The sequence below is a fragment of the Trinickia camelliae genome (assembly GCF_053525655.1).
Window position 1 is genome coordinate 226,557 of the sequence record NZ_JBCHAA010000006.1, and the last position, 15,245, is coordinate 241,801.

11 protein-coding genes are annotated in these 15,245 nt (G+C 66.6%); 6 read left to right on the forward strand and 5 right to left on the reverse strand.

The window, feature by feature from the left end; translation table 11 throughout:
- Positions 1-23: 23 nt before the first annotated feature.
- Positions 24-551 (reverse strand): inorganic diphosphatase, encoded by a 528-nt coding sequence (gene ppa, locus AAHK20_RS12910; protein WP_449181844.1) that lies wholly within the window; start codon positions 549-551, stop codon positions 24-26.
- A gap of 246 nt (positions 552-797) precedes the next feature.
- Between ppa and AAHK20_RS12915 the strand changes: the two genes are divergently transcribed.
- From AAHK20_RS12915 to AAHK20_RS12930, 4 genes are all read left to right on the forward strand, one after another.
- Positions 798-2,237, forward strand: coding sequence for an aldehyde dehydrogenase family protein (locus AAHK20_RS12915; RefSeq protein WP_449181845.1), 1,440 nt, complete (start codon positions 798-800; stop codon positions 2,235-2,237).
- A 114-nt stretch (positions 2,238-2,351) separates the two neighbouring features.
- Entirely contained in the window at positions 2,352-3,110 is a 759-nt protein-coding gene (locus tag AAHK20_RS12920) for an SDR family oxidoreductase (protein ID WP_449181846.1), read from the forward strand.
- A 46-nt stretch (positions 3,111-3,156) separates the two neighbouring features.
- Positions 3,157-4,473, forward strand: coding sequence for an MFS transporter (locus AAHK20_RS12925; protein WP_449181847.1), 1,317 nt, complete (start codon positions 3,157-3,159; stop codon positions 4,471-4,473).
- Between the two features lie 19 nt (positions 4,474-4,492).
- A complete protein-coding gene (locus AAHK20_RS12930) occupies positions 4,493-4,915 on the forward strand; it encodes a hypothetical protein (RefSeq protein WP_449181848.1) in 423 nt (140 codons plus the stop codon).
- A gap of 78 nt (positions 4,916-4,993) precedes the next feature.
- Here the strand turns inward: AAHK20_RS12930 and AAHK20_RS12935 are convergent, their stop codons facing one another.
- Genes AAHK20_RS12935 through hemC form a run of 3 tightly spaced genes read right to left on the reverse strand, consistent with a single transcriptional unit; the run spans position 4,994 to position 9,209 of the window.
- Positions 4,994-6,187 (reverse strand): heme biosynthesis protein HemY, encoded by a 1,194-nt coding sequence (locus tag AAHK20_RS12935; RefSeq protein ID WP_449181849.1) that lies wholly within the window; start codon positions 6,185-6,187, stop codon positions 4,994-4,996.
- 2 nt (positions 6,188-6,189) lie between these two features.
- Positions 6,190-8,226, reverse strand: coding sequence for a fused uroporphyrinogen-III synthase HemD/membrane protein HemX (gene hemDX / locus AAHK20_RS12940; RefSeq protein WP_449181850.1), 2,037 nt, complete (start codon positions 8,224-8,226; stop codon positions 6,190-6,192).
- Positions 8,226-9,209 (reverse strand): hydroxymethylbilane synthase, encoded by a 984-nt coding sequence (hemC, locus tag AAHK20_RS12945; RefSeq protein WP_449181851.1) that lies wholly within the window; start codon positions 9,207-9,209, stop codon positions 8,226-8,228. The genes hemDX and hemC overlap by 1 nt, the downstream gene beginning before the upstream one ends.
- 436 nt (positions 9,210-9,645) lie before the next feature.
- On the opposite strand from hemC, the gene ppc reads away from it, so the two are divergent.
- Complete coding sequence (gene ppc / locus AAHK20_RS12950) at positions 9,646-12,813, forward strand: phosphoenolpyruvate carboxylase (protein WP_449181852.1); 3,168 nt, start codon at positions 9,646-9,648, stop codon at positions 12,811-12,813.
- A gap of 57 nt (positions 12,814-12,870) precedes the next feature.
- Here the strand turns inward: ppc and AAHK20_RS12955 are convergent, their stop codons facing one another.
- Entirely contained in the window at positions 12,871-13,809 is a 939-nt protein-coding gene (locus AAHK20_RS12955; RefSeq protein ID WP_449181853.1) for a LysR family transcriptional regulator, read from the reverse strand.
- A 118-nt stretch (positions 13,810-13,927) separates the two neighbouring features.
- Here AAHK20_RS12955 and AAHK20_RS12960 point away from each other — a divergent pair, with 118 nt between their 5' ends.
- On the forward strand, positions 13,928-15,244 hold the full coding sequence (locus AAHK20_RS12960; RefSeq protein ID WP_449181854.1) for an MFS transporter: 1,317 nt from the start codon (positions 13,928-13,930) through the stop codon (positions 15,242-15,244).
- Position 15,245 lies beyond the last annotated feature (1 nt).

The window sequence follows — 15,245 nt, forward strand, 5'->3', positions numbered from 1 at the left end:
GCTCGGCTCGAAGCCCTCGCCGCTTACTTCTTGTAGTTCGCGACGCCTTCGGTGATTTCCTTGTGCGCGGCTTCGAGGCCGACCCAGCCGTCGACCTTCACCCACTTGCCCTTCTCGAGCGCCTTGTAGTTCTCGAAGAAGTGCTTGATCTGGTCCTTCAGGTACTCGGGCACGTCGTCGATCGACTTCATGTGCGCCGTCATCGGGCACAGCTTGTCTTGCGGCACGGCGACCAGCTTCGCGTCGACGCCCGATTCGTCGGTCATCTGCAGCATGCCGAGCGCGCGGCAGCGCACCACGCAGCCGTGGATCAGCGGGAACGGCGTGACGACGAGCACGTCGACCGGGTCGCCGTCGCCCGACAGCGTCTGCGGAATGAAGCCGTAGTTCGCCGGATAGCGCATGCCCGTGCCGATGAAGCGGTCGACGACGAGCAAGCCCAGGTCCTTGTCCGCTTCATATTTCACCGGATCGCTTTGCGCGGGAATTTCGATGACGACGTTGAAGTCGTTCGGGATGTCTTTGCCTGCGGGGACGTGATTGAAGCTCATGACGTTCTCTGAAGAAAGAGGAAGGAATTCGTAACACACGGCCCTGCCGCCCTGCTGCGAGACTGGCGAACCGAGCGCATGAAGACCGCTCTCGCCTCGCGCCGGGCCGGCCGGACAGGAAGAAAGCGCATTATAGCCAATCGGCCATGCGCACTTGGCCGCCGATCGGCGCGATAATCGACCGCGCATTTCCGTTTCGATCGAATCTCCGCAGTGGAATCCCTAACTGGCCGGCGAGGAGTTTGCATGGAAGAAGCGAAGCATTTCATCGGGGGCGGATGGGCCGCCGCTTCCGGCGGCGAGACGATCGCCGTGATCGACCCGTCCGACGGCGAGACCTTCGCGCAAATCGCGCGCGGCACCCCGGCGGACATCGACAGCGCGGTAGCGGCCGCGCGCGCCGCGTTCGATGGCGAATGGGGGCAATCGAGCGCCGCTGAACGCGGGCGCATCCTGTACCGGCTCTCGATGCTGGTCACCGCATGCCACGAAGAGCTCGCGCAGATCGAAGCGCGCGACACCGGCAAGCCGCTCAAACAGGCGCGCGCCGACGCCGCCGCGCTCGCCCGCTACTTCGAGTTCTACGCGGGCGCCGCCGACAAGCTCCACGGCGAAACCCTCCCCTATCAGTCCGGCTACACGGTGCTGACGATCCGCGAGCCGCACGGCGTCACGGGCCATATCGTGCCGTGGAACTATCCGATGCAGATCTTCGGGCGCAGCGCGGGCGCCGCGCTCGCGGCGGGCAATGCGTGCGTCGTGAAGCCGGCCGAAGACGCGTGCCTGTCGGTGCTGCGCGTCGCGGCGCTCGCCGCCGAGGCGGGGCTGCCGCCCGGCGCGCTCAACATCGTCACGGGCTTCGGACACGAAGCGGGCGCGGCGCTCGCACGCCATCCCGGCATCAACCACATCTCGTTCACCGGCTCTCCCGAGACCGGCAAGCTCGTCGCGCAGATGGCGGCCGAGAATCACGTGCCGGTCACGCTCGAATTGGGCGGCAAGTCGCCGCAAATCGTGTTTGCCGATGCCGATCTCGACGCCGCGCTGCCGACGCTCGTCTCAGCGATCGTGCAGAACGCCGGCCAGACCTGCTCGGCGGGCAGCCGCGTGCTGATCGAGCGCGCCGTCTACGAGCCGCTGCTCGAACGCCTCGCCGCGCGGTTCCGCGAACTGCGCGTGGGCCCGAGCCGCGCCGATCTCGATTGCGGGCCGCTCATCAGCGCCAAGCAGCAGCGCCGCGTATGGGATTTCTTGTCCGATGCGCAGCACGACGGCATTGCGATGGCGGCGCATGGGGAAGTCGTCGGCGACGCGCCCGAAAGCGGCTTCTACCAAGCGCCCGCGCTCTTGCGCGACGTGCCGCCCGCCCATCGCCTCGCGCGCGAAGAGGTGTTCGGGCCGGTGCTGGCCGCCCTGCCCTTCGACGACGAAAACGAAGCGGTCGCGCTGGCGAACGGCACGCCCTATGGGCTCGTGGCTGGCATCTGGACGCGCGACGGCTCGCGCCAGTTGCGCCTCGCGCGACGCGTGCGCTCGGGTCAGGTGTTCATCAACAACTACGGCGCGGGCGGCGGCGTCGAATTGCCGTTCGGCGGTGTCGGACACTCGGGGCACGGCCGCGAAAAGGGCTTCGAGGCGCTGTATGGATTCACCGTTTTGAAGACGATCGCGATCAGGCACGGGTGAGTAAAGCTCGCGCCATATAAAAGGAGACTAAATGAACAACCCCCACGCTCACATTCGTTCGCTGCCCCCCAAGGGGGCGGATGCCCTCCTTGGGGCGGCCCGGCGGAGGACATCATGCGCTTGAAAGGCAAGACAGCAGTGGTCACAGGCGGCGGCTCAGGCTTCGGCGAAGGCATCGCGAAGACTTACGCGCGCGAGGGCGCGAACGTCGTCGTCAACGATTTGAACGGCGCTGCCGCCGAACGGGTGGCGAGCGAGATCGCGCTGGCAGGAGGCAAGGCGATCGCGTTCGCCGGCGATATCGCCAAAGAGTCCGATTGGCACGCGCTGCGCGTCGCCGCGATCGAAGACTTCGGCAGCGTGCAGATCGTCGTCAACAACGCAGGCGTCACGCACCGCAATAAGCCCGTGCTCGAAGTAACGGAAAGCGAATTCGACCGCGTCTACGCCGTGAACGTGAAGGGCCTCTACTGGAGCGTGCGGGAGTTCGTGCCGTATTTCCGCGAACGCGGCGGCGGAGTGTTCGTCAACATCGCGTCGACGGCGGGCGTGCGGCCGCGTCCGGGTCTCGTCTGGTACAACGGCAGCAAGGGCGCGATGATCATCGCCAGCAAGGCGCTCGCCGCTGAACTCGGCCCCGACCGGATTCGCGTGAACTGCGTGAACCCCGTGATCGGCGAGACCGGGCTCATGACCGAGTTCATGGGCATGGAAGATACGCCGGAGAATCGCCAGCGCTTTCTCGCCGGCATTCCGCTCGGACGCTTCTCGACGCCGCAGGACATCGCGAACGCCGCGCTCTATCTGGCTTCGGACGAAGCCGAATTCGTCACCGGCGTCTGCCTCGAAGTCGATGGCGGACGCTGCGTGTGAGGCAGACACACAACCCACACAATCCACACAAAAACGAGGAGACAACATGGCAAGTTCAACAGACCAGCTTCCGCTTCCCGGCGCCGGCGCGCCGTCGACATTCGAGGAAGCGACCTACCGTAAAGTCGCACGCCGGCTCACGCCGCTCTTGTTGCTGTGCTACGTGGTCGCGTATCTGGATCGCGTCAACGTCGGCTTCGCGAAGCTGCAAATGGCCGCCGACCTGCAACTGAGCGACACCGTCTACGGCCTCGGCGCGGGCATTTTCTTCATAGGCTACTTCTTCTTCGAAGTGCCTAGCAACCTGATCCTGCACCGCGTCGGCGCGCGCATCTGGATCGCGCGGATCATGATCACATGGGGCATCATCTCCGCGCTGACGATGTTCGTCACGACGCCAACGATGTTCTACGTCATGCGCTTCCTGCTCGGCCTCGCCGAAGCGGGCTTCTTCCCCGGCATCATCCTCTACCTCACCTACTGGTATCCGGCGCACCGGCGCGGGCGCATGACGACCTGGTTCATGACCGCCATCGCACTTTCAGGCGTGATCGGCGGACCGATTTCCGGCTACATCCTGAAGACCTTCAACGGCGTGAATGGCTGGCACGGGTGGCAGTGGCTGTTCCTGCTCGAAGGCCTGCCGTCGATCGTCGTCGGCGTGATCGTGTTCGCGAAGCTCGACGACCGGATCAGCAAGGCGAAGTGGCTGACCGACGAGGAAAAGCAGCTGCTCGAGCGCAACATCAAGGCCGAAGACGCCGAGAAGGAAGACCCGCCGCTCGGCGCCGTACTGACGAGCCCGCGCGTGCTGCTGATGAGCCTGATCTACTTTTCGTTCGTGATGGGGCTGTACGGCGTGAGCTTCTGGCTGCCGACGATCATCAAGGCGACCGGCGTGACCGACGCCTTCGCGATCGGCCTCTTGTCCGCGATTCCGTTCGCGGCGGCCGTCATCGCGATGCTCCTGATCGCCCGCAGCGCCGACCGCATGCGCGAGCGCCGCTGGCACGTCGCGCTGCCGGCGGCGGCGGGAGCGGTGGGGCTGGTGCTGTCGGTGGCTTGGGCGCACAACACGCTGCTCGCGATGACGGCGCTCACGATCGCGACGGCCGGGATCATCACGACGCTGCCGCTCTTCTGGAGCCTGCCGACGTCCTTCCTCGCGGGCGCGGGCGCGGCGGCCGGCATCGCGATGGTCAACTCGATCGGCAACCTCGCGGGATTTCTCAGCCCTTATGCGGTGGGCTGGCTCAAGCAAGCCACGGCGGCGAACGATTCGGGGATGTATATGCTCGCGGCGTTCATGGTGCTTGGCGGGCTGTTGGCGTTGAGCGTGCCGGGGAGGATGGTGAATAAGTGAGCGACAAGAAGGAAACCGCATGCGCGCCGTGAAACTTGCAGCAATGCTCTTGACCGCATCGGCAGCGCCCGCTCTATCGAATGCTCCGGGCGCCCCATTTACCGGAGTATTCCAAGGCGAGGGCCGGGCCTGCTTCGGCGGGCTGTTTGTCCGCTCGAAGAAAATCGAATGGACGTCCAGCTTCAGCAAGTGCGGCCCGGTCCGTTACGAAATCCTCGATCAGGATATGACGGGCGAGCATCCTCGAATCGCATACCGTCTCGCGGAACGCTCGAAGCAATGCCGAAACGCCGTAATCGCGCTAACCCACTACGACGGCGAAATCTGGGACGTCAAAGGCTACCCCTCGGTCGAGGCGTACCAGAAACGGGATCTGCCGGATTGGAAGAATTCGGTGCAGCCGGACCGCGCAGTCACTTCATGCGGCATGCGGAAGCAATGATCGACGAGCGCTCAGTTCATCGATGAAGACACAGCGGCGGCGCGGATCAGCCGAATCGCGCCGCCAGCTGCCACAGCATCAAACCACGTTCATCGCCAGCGCACTGGCCCGGTAATGCTGGTTCGCCCGCCCTGAATCCCCAAGCTGCTCGAACAGCCGCGCGAGCGCCCGGTGCGTGCGGATCGTCAGCGCTTCGTTGTCGCCCGCCATCTTCAATGCCTGTTCGAGGAACGACTGCGCCTTGCCCCAAAGCTGCTGATGCAGGCACAAGCGGCCGAGCGAGAACAGCAGATCGGCGTCTTCGGGGCGCTCCTTGTGCCACGCCTCCGCCTTCTGGATCAGCGGCAGCGCGTCGCCGCCCGCGGTCTCCGGATAACGGCGCAGCAAGCGCGCGTCCCAGTTGTTCGCGAGCGCATCCTCGACGATCTTGCGCGCGGCCTGGTGCTTGTTCAACGCGACCAGCAGTTCCGCGGCCAAGTCGGCGAGGCGCGGCGATTGCCGCTCGCTCGCGGGCAGCGAATTCCATAGCGCCAGCAGTTCGTCCGCGTCATGGCGGCGGTCGCGCAGCAGGTTTTCGGCAGCCTGCTGGCGCAAGCGCACCGCCGCCGCCGGGTGGATCGCCTCGCGCTTTTCGAGCTGCTTCACCAGCTTCAGCACTTCCGCCCAGTTCTTCAACTGCTGCTGCGCGCGCAGCGCGATCTGCTGCGCGTGGATGCGGCGGCCACCCTGCGATTGCATCTCGGTCAGCGCGGCGAGCGCACCGTCCGCGTCGCGGCCGTCGGCGCGCATGTCGGCGCTCGCCATCAGGCGCGCGTCCTGCCAATCGGCGGCATCGATCTGTGCAAGCCACTCGTCGCGGCGCGCGTATTCGTGCATCCGGTGCGCGGCCGCTGCCGCAACCAGGCCGGCGGCGCCCTTGTTCGCGTTGTTCGTCAGCGAATCGCGCGCCGCCTTTTCGGCGCGCGAGAAGCGGCCCGCAAACAAGTTGCCGATCGCTTCACGCAACGCAGCATGCGCCTTCGCCTCGCGCGAACGCGTGCGATAGGCGGCGACGCGCTGCGGCATCTTCCAGATGTTGCGCACGATGCGCATCAGCGCATACATCAGGATGAACAGCACGATGATCGCGACGATAAACAGGTTCAGCGAGATATCCACGCGATACGGCGGATAGACGAGCAGCACCTGGCCGGCATCGAAGCGCCCCACCGTCGCGAGCACGACCGCGATCACGAAGAGAAGCGCGAGCCACAAGAGTCCTCGGATCGCCATCGTCAACCCCGGCTCTTGTATTGATGGACAGCCTGCAGGCTCGTGTCGATGTTCGGCACTTCGACCACCGCCGAGCCTTGCTCCACTTCCTTCACGAGCTCCTGCACGGTCTGCGTGCGCTTCGACGACGCGTCGAAGTAGCGCGCCAGCGAGGCGTCAGCGGCGGCGAGGTCCGACTTGAGCGTGGTCTGATTGCGCGAGAGCAGCGCAAGCCGAGCCGACAGCAGGCGCAGCTTCAGATTCTCGCGAATGAAATAGCCCTGCTGCGGCGAGTTCAGCATCGCATCGGCGTTGTCGATACGGCGCACCTGCACGAGACTCGTCAACTGCTGGCCGATGCCCGTGGTGAATTCCTCCCACCATACTTTCCAGCGCGGCTCGCCGGTCGCGGCCGCGACCTTCGCCGTGTCGGCTGGCGTGCTCGCGTGCGGCGTGGCGTGCGCGATCGGCGCTTCGCCTGCGAGCGGCAGCGTGTCGGCCTGTTCGATCGCGTTGTCGAGCTTGATGGCAAGGCCGGTCAAATCGGTGGACGGCGCGGCCTTGAGCTTGTCGATGTCCTGCGCGATCGCCTTGCGCACGGTCAGCGCTTGCGGGCTGTCGGATGCGGCGAGCCGCGAGTCCGCGCTTTGCAGCGCGAAGAGCGCGAGCTGCGTGTTGCCCGTCAACTGGAGCTGTTGGCTCGCGCTCGACAGCATTTGCTCGACTTCGGCGAGCGTCCAGTCGTCGCGATTGCGCGCGAGGTCGGCGTATTGCTGCTGCAGCGCCTGCTGCGCGTTTTGCGCGTCGGCAAGCTTGCCTTCGAGCTGCGAGTACTGCGAATCGACCTGATGCACGGTGGCGAGCGCCTGATCGGTCTTCACGCGCAGCTCGGCCACTTGCGCGTCGTTCGCCTGCTGGCGTTGCTCGAGCCGCGCGTCCATGCGCACGACCTTGCGGTTGAGCGCAAAACCGCCGACGCCCGCCGCCGCGAGGAACACGATCACGATGAACCACAGGAGCGCCATGCCCATGCCGCCGCGCTTTTGCGCTTCGTAGGGCGTATACGGCTGGTTCGGCGGCAACGGCGGAGGCGTCATGGCCGGCTGGGGATTCACGTTCTTGGTATCGTTCGTATCGCTCATGCGTGTAGGGGCCGGGTTGGTCGAAACCGGTTGATCGAAGGAGGCGCTAGGCGCCGCCGCGCTGGGCGCGGCGCGCTGCGCCTGCGCGCAGGCGGCGAGTGCGCGGACGATGCGCTCATCGCCCGCGCCGGACATCGTAATGCTATCAAAACCCAATCCGCGCGCGGTCTCGGCGATGCGCGGATGGGGCGCGACAAGCGGCGCGCGCTTGAGCGCGGTGATTTCGGTGGCGGTCAGATGCTCGTGCGCGAGGTCGTTCAGATTGCGCACGCCCTCGGAGCTCGTTACCAGCCACGCGTGCGGCGCGCCCGCGAGCAGCGTGTGCACGCGCTGCCAGGCGCCGATCGACGGGTCCGGCACGACGCGCCGGTACGCGGCGACAGCCTCGACCTGCGCACCCGCCTCGCGCAAGCGATCCGCAAGCCATTCGCGGCCGCCGTCGCCGCGCACGATCAACACGCGCTTGCCTTCGAACGCGCTCTCTCCGAGTTCCGTTTCGAGCGCGGCATAGAGCGCTTCCGAGTCGAAGCGCGCGCTGTCGTCGTCGACCGAAGACGACGGGCTCACGATTCGATGCCCAGGCGCGGCGACCCCATGGCGGGCAAGCGACGCGACGCTGCCCGGACCCACCACGCCGATCGGCAGCGCATGCGGCCAGATCGCGTCGAACTTCACAAACGCGTGATCGACCGCGTTCGGCGACACGAACACGACCAGCGCATAGCGATCGAGCGACGCGAACGCCGCGCGCAATGGCGCATCGTCCGCGGCAGGCGCGATATCGATCAGCGGAAATTCGAGCATTTCGATGCCGTCGGCGGCAAGGCGCGCGGACAGCTCACCCGACTGTCCGGCCGGTCGGGTAACGACCGCCGTGAACGCGCCCGGCTGCGGTCGGCCGTTCGTTGCGCCCGCCATCACGCGCCGGGCTGGCCGCCGTTGCCGGCGGCGAGCGAGCGGACGATCTCGAGCGCGCCCTGCGCTTCGAGCGACGCCGCGACTTGCTTCCCAAGCGCGAGCGCCCGCTCGGGGCTCGTCACGGGCGCGGACGCTTCGGCCGCGAGTACGCGCGCGCCGTCGGGCGTCGACACGCGGCCCTTCAAATGCAGCGCGCCGTCGTGCCACATCGCGTGCGCGGCGAGCGGCACCTCACAACTGCCGCCCAGCGCGCGCGACACCATCCGCTCCGCTTCGACGGCAAGCGCCGTCGCCTCGTGATGCAGCGGCGCGAGCCACGCGGCGAGCTCGGGCCGCCCCGCGCGAATCTCGATGCCGAGCGCGCCCTGACCGGCTGCGGGAAGGCTGTCGCCCGCATCGAGCAGCGCCCGGATGCGCGCGCCAAGACCCAGGCGCTTCAAGCCCGCGGCCGCGAGAATGATCGCCGCGTACTCGCCGCGATCGAGCTTGCCGAGCCGCGTATCCAGATTGCCGCGCAGCGGCCGCACGACGAGCTGCGGATAGCGCGCGCGCAGCATCGCTTCGCGGCGCAGGCTCGACGTACCGACAACGCTGCCCGGCGGCAGCGCCGAAAGCGATGCGTAGTCGTTCGAAACGAACGCGTCGCGCGGGTCCTCGCGTTCCATGACGGCGCCGAGCACGAAACCCTCGGGAAGCTCCATCGGCACGTCTTTCAGCGAATGCACGGCGAGATCGGCGCGGCCGTCGGCGAGCGCGGTCTCGAGCTCCTTCACGAAGAGCCCCTTACCACCGACTTTCGACAACGTGCGATCGAGAATCTGATCCCCGCGTGTCGTCATTCCGAGGATTTTTACGTCGCAAGATGGATATAATTTGTGCAGCGCATCGCGCACGTGTTCGGCCTGCCACATCGCCAGGCGGCTCTCTCGCGAGGCGATCACGAGGGTGCGCGGGGCAGTGGCGGAAAGCGTCTCGGAGTTCATTGCGTATGGCTTCGAATGACGGGATGGATAACGAAGAATGGTAGCACGCAGGTCCTGGCCGATTAACCGGACAGGCACCACCTGAAGCCTTGCTGCCGTCTGGAGACAAAGGCGCAACCAGCCTGCGCCGCCCGCGTCCGCAGCACTGACCGGAAGCCACCTGAAGCCTCCGGAGCCCGAGCCACAAGCCCGAGCCCGGCCCATCGCACGCACGCTCGTTCGCGCACACCGGCGCGGCATGAGCGATGATGCAATGCAAGGTCCGTCCCGCCAGGACCAAGCCGCCCGCGGCGCCTGCAGCAAAGAAAGCAGTACCGATGTCCGCAGTTCGCGCGCCGCATCCCGAAATTAGGCGCCGCTGTCGTAGGTTCCGCAGTTGCTTTACCCGCAGTCCATCCATCTATTCATAGACTCTGGCTTCACTGAGGAAATCATCGTGACGTCTTCCGGATCGGCGCGCCCTGCCCGCCGCAACGCTGCATCGCCCGCCAACGCATCGGCCACCCCGGCCGCATCTGCCGCATCTGCCACCAAGGCAGCCAAATCAGCCAAGGCGACCCAAACGGCGAAGGCCGCAAAAACCGTGAAAGCGGCTCAATCGACCAAGAGCGCCAAAGCCATCAAGGCGATTAAAGCGACTAAGGCGATCAAGGCCGTGCAAGCTATCGAAGCCGAAGCCGTTGCGCCGCTCGCCGGAGCGAAATCCACGGCCAAGTCCCGTGCGAAAAACGCGGCCAACGATGCGAGCCAGACCGCCGCGCCGGCGCCGCGCGTGCCGGTCCGCAGCCGCGAGGACAAGGATCAGCCGCTGTTTCAGGACATCCGCTACCTCGGCCGCCTGCTCGGCGACGTCGTGCGCGAGCAGGAAGGCGACACAGTGTTCGACGTCGTCGAGACGATTCGCCAAAGCGCCGTTAAATTCCGCCGCGAAGACGACAGCAGCGCCGCGCAGACGCTCGACAAGAAGCTGCGCGCGCTCACGCCCGAGCAAACGGTGAGCGTCGTGCGCGCATTCAGCTATTTCTCGCATCTGGCGAACATCGCCGAGGACCGCCACCACAACCGCCGCCGCCGCGTCCACGCGCTCGCGGGCTCCGCGCCGCAGGCGGGCACGATCGCCTACGCGCTCGCGCGCCTGACGCAAGCGGGCGCCGCCGCGACGCCGGTGCTCGGGCAGTTCTTCCACCACGCGCTGATCATGCCCGTGCTCACCGCGCACCCGACCGAGGTCTCGCGCAAGAGCATCCTCGATGCGCAGCGCGACATCGCGCGCTTGCTCGCCGAGCGCGACCAGCCGCTCACCGCACGCGAGCGGGCGCAGAACGAGGCGCTTTTGCGCGCGCGCGTCACGTCGCTCTGGCAGACGCGCATGCTGCGCGACTCGCGCCTGACCGTCGCCGATGAAATCGAAAACGCGCTGTCGTACTACCGCTCGACGTTCCTGAACGAGATTCCCGCGCTCTACGCCGACATCGAAGCCGAACTCGCCGAGCACGGCCTCGCCACGCGCCTGCCGCCGTTCCTCCAGATGGGCAGCTGGATCGGCGGCGACCGCGACGGCAACCCGAACGTGACCGCCACGACGCTCGAAGAAGCGATCTCGCGTCAAGCGGCCGTGATCCTCGAGCACTACCTTGAGGAAGTGCACAAGCTCGGCGCGGAGATCTCGGTGTCGAACATGCTCGCGAGCGCGAGCGACGAGCTGAAGGAACTCGCCGCGGCGTCGCCGGACCAGTCGCCGCACCGCGTCGACGAGCCGTACCGCCGCGCGTTGATCGGCATGTACACGAGGCTCGCGGCGAGTGCGCGCGTGCGGCTCGGCGAAGGCGTCGTGCCGGTGCGCGGCGCGGGCCGCAGCGGCCCGCAGGTGCGCGCGAAGCCCTATGCCGACGCGAGCGAATTCACGCGCGACCTCAAGGTGCTGATCGATTCGCTCGCCGCGCATCACGGCGAATCGCTCGCGACGCCGCGCCTGGCTCCTCTCGCGCGCGCCTCCGAGGTGTTCGGCTTCCATCTGGCGAGCATCGATCTGCGCCAGAGCTCCGACATCCACGAAGCCGTGATCGCCGAGCTGCTCAAGAAGGCGGGCGTCGAGCCCGACTACGCATCTCTGCAGGAAGCGGACAAGCTGCGCGTGCTCATCGCCGAACTTTCGCAGCCGCGCCTCTTGCGCTCGCCGTACCTCGACTACTCGGATCTGGCGAAGAGCGAGCTGGGCGTGCTCGAGGCGGCTCGCGAGACGCGCCAGCGCTTCGGCGCCCGCGCCGTGCGCAACTACATCATTTCGCACACGGAAACCGTGAGCGACCTGGTCGAAGTGCTGCTGCTGCAGAAGGAAACCGGCCTGCTCGAAGGCGTGCTCGGCAGCCCGCATACGAATGCCCGCAACGGCCTGATGGTGATCCCGCTCTTCGAAACCATCCCCGACTTGCGCAACGCGCCGCACATCATGCGCGACTACTTCGCGCTGCCCGGCGTCGACTCCATCGTCGAGCATCAAGCCGGCGAGCAGGAAGTGATGCTCGGCTATTCGGACAGCAACAAGGACGGCGGCTTCCTCACCTCGAATTGGGAGCTGTATCGCGCCGAACTCGCGCTGGTCGCGCTCTTCAAGGAACGCGGCATCACGCTGCGGCTCTTCCACGGCCGCGGCGGCACGGTCGGACGCGGCGGCGGCCCGACCTATCAGGCGATCCTCTCGCAGCCTCCCGGCACCGTCGAAGGCCAGATCCGCCTGACCGAGCAGGGCGAAGTGATCGCGAGCAAGTTCAGCAATCCGGAGATCGGCCGGCGCAACCTGGAGACCGTGGTCGCCGCGACGCTCGAAGCGTCGCTCTTGCCGCAGGGCAATGCGGGCAACGTGCCGGGCGCGAACCTCGCCGCGTTCGAGGAAACGATGCAGGCGCTGTCGGATGCCGCGATGGCGTCCTATCGCGCGCTCGTCTACGAGACGCCCGGCTTCACCGAGTACTTCTTCTCGTCGACGCCGATCGCCGAAATCGCCGAGCTCAACATCGGCAGCCGGCCCGCATCGCGCAAGCTGCAAGACCCGAAGAACCGCAAGATCGAAGATCTGCGTGCGATACCGTGGGGCTTTTCGTGGGGGCAGTGCCGCCTTCTGCTCACGGGCTGGTACGGCTTCGGCAGCGCGGTGGCCGCGCATCTGGACGGCGCGGGCAGCGACGCCGAGCGCGCGCGGCGGCTCGCGGCGCTCAAGAAGATGTACAAGACCTGGCCGTTCTTCTCGACCTTGCTGTCGAATATGGACATGGTGCTCGCCAAGACCGATCTCGCCGTCGCCTCGCGCTACGCCCAGCTCGTCGCCGACAAGAAGCTGCGCAAGCACGTGTTCGAGCGCATCGTCGCGGAGTGGGAGCGCACGTCGAAGGTGCTCTCCGAGATCACCGGCAAGGAGGAGCGACTCGCCGACAATCCGCTGCTCGCGCGCTCGATCAAGAACCGCTTCCCGTACCTCGATCCGCTGAACCACCTGCAAGTCGAGCTGATCAAGCGTCACCGCGCAGGCGAGACCAACGTGCGGCTGCGGCGCGGGATTCATCTGACGATAAACGGGATCGCCGCCGGGCTGCGCAACTCGGGCTGACGCCGCCGCATCAAAGAAGGAGACAGCCGCGCACCCGGCGTGCGCGGCTGTCATCCCCTACCCCATCCCCGCCTCCGACCACACGAACGAATCGAAATTCGGCGGCGCGCGGCGCGCTTCGTCTTCGATGACCCAGCGCAGCGTCTCGGCTGCGGACGGCAGAACGTAATGCCGCCTCGACATGAACCCGAGCGTGGCCGACGGCATGTCCACTCGCGCGGGCACTTGCACGAGCACCGGCTTCGCGCGTCGCCCGTTCAAGACGGCAGCGCTCGTCCAAACGCTCACCGCGTCGGACGCCGCCGCCAATCCCCAATAGAGCAGCATCGACGTGCACAGCGTCACCTTGGCCGGCGCAGCGAGCCCGCGCGCGCGAAAGAACGCGCCGACGCTCTCGTCGAACTCCGCCTCGGTACCGTTGTAGAGCCACTCGAACTCGGCAAGCGCCGTAACGTCGTCGCATGAAGCAAGCGGATGGCCTGAACGTACCGCGAGCACATGCTGGAACGAGAAGAGCGGCGTATGCACGATATCGGGCTCGCGCCGCTCGCCGCTGAAGGTGGCGATGCCGAAATCGAGCGCGCCTTCGCGGACCTGCTCGAGCATGCGCGAATGCCGGTACTCGAAGAAACCGAGCCGGGTGTGCGGACAGCGCTTGCGAAACGGCGCGATCGCGCGCTGCAAAAGCGGTGCGGCCAACGGCGTGACGCCGATCGCGAGTTGCGCGTCGCGCTTGCCGAGATGCTCCGCCAGCGCGCTCTGCGCGAGCTCGATCTCGCGCACCACGCGCCGCGCGTGCTGGAGCAGCAGCTGTCCCGCCTGGGTCAGCACGACCCCGCTAGCCGAGCGCGCGACGAGCTGCGCGCCGGCCTGCTCCTCGAGCTCGCGGATGGCTTGCGAAATCGCGGGCTGCGTCACGTGCAGCAGCGTGGCGGCGGCCCGCATGCTGCCGTGTTCGGCGAGCGCGGTCAGCGCCCGGAGCTGGTGAGTTTTCATCTCGTCGCCAAATGATAAGCAGAACTTATACGGTTAAAAATTGAAGTTCTTTCTGAGGCGAAATTTTGCTTAGAGTTCCAGACGGCTTCACGAATCTATTCAATCAAAGGAGACCCGCATGGCCACCTCACTCGAATCCGCCCGCGCCGCCGCGGTGCCACGGCGGACATCCCCGCGCAAAGTCGTGGTCGCCGCCTCGCTCGGCAACGCGCTGGAGATGTTCGATTTCACCGTCTTCAGTTTCTTCGCGGTCCTGATCGGTAAGCAGTTTTTCCCGGTCGACAATGGTGGCATCGTCTCGCTGCTGCTCTCGCTCGCCACCTTCGGCATCGGCTTCGTGATGCGGCCGCTCGGCAGCATCGTCATCGGCAACTATGCCGACAAGCGCGGCCGCAAGCCCGCGCTCATGCTCACGATCTTGCTGATGGCGCTCGGCACCGCGCTGATCGGCTTCGCGCCGACCTACGCGCAGATCGGCCTCGCCGCGCCGGTCTTGATCGTGCTCGGACGGCTGCTGCAAGGTTTCTCGGCGGGCGGCGAGATCGGCGCGTCCACCGCGTTCCTGATGGAATCGGGCACGGCCGACCGGCGTGGTCTCATGGTGTCGTTTCAGATGGTGAGCCAGGGCGCGGCGGCGCTGTGCGGCGCGCTCGCGGGCACGCTGCTGTCGAATCTTCTCGAACCCGCGGCGCTCGAAAGCTGGGGCTGGCGCGTGCCGTTCATCTTCGGTCTCCTGATCGCACCGGTAGGCATGTACATCCGCCGCCATCTCGACGAGACGCACACGCAAGCTGAAGCAGGTCACGCCGGCGAAGCAAGCGCTCCGCACGGCGGCGCGTTCGGCTACGTGATGAAGCACCACCTGCGCGAAGTCGTGCTCGGCGTGCTGATGATCGTCGGCCTCACGACCGCGATGTACATCGTCGCGTTCTACATGCCGTCGTACTCGGTCAAGGTGCTCGGCATGCCGAAGGCGGGCTCGTTCCTGTCGGGCTGCGTCGCGGGGCTCGTGATGATCGTCGTCTCGCCGCTGTTCGGCAACCTGACCGACCGCCTGCCGAGCCGCAAGCCCCTCATCGTCCTCGGGCACGCGGGCATCCTGGCGCTGATCTATCCGTTCTTCTGGGCCGTCAATCAATACCACTCGCTCGCCGTCATGCTGCCCGGCGTCGCGATCCTGATCGGCTTCCTGATGGTGGCCTGCTCGCCCGCGTTCCTGCTCACGCTCGAAGCCTTTCCGGCGCGGGCGCGCGTGACCGGCATGGGCGTCATCTACGCGATCTGCGTGACGATCTTCGGTGGCTTCGCGCAGTTCATCGTCACTTGGCTGCTGCACGTGACGGACAACCCGCTCGCACCCGCGTTCTACATGATGGCCGCGAGCGCCGTCAGCCTTGCCGCGACGCTCGCGTTTCCGTCGCGCAAGCCGCAGTGAG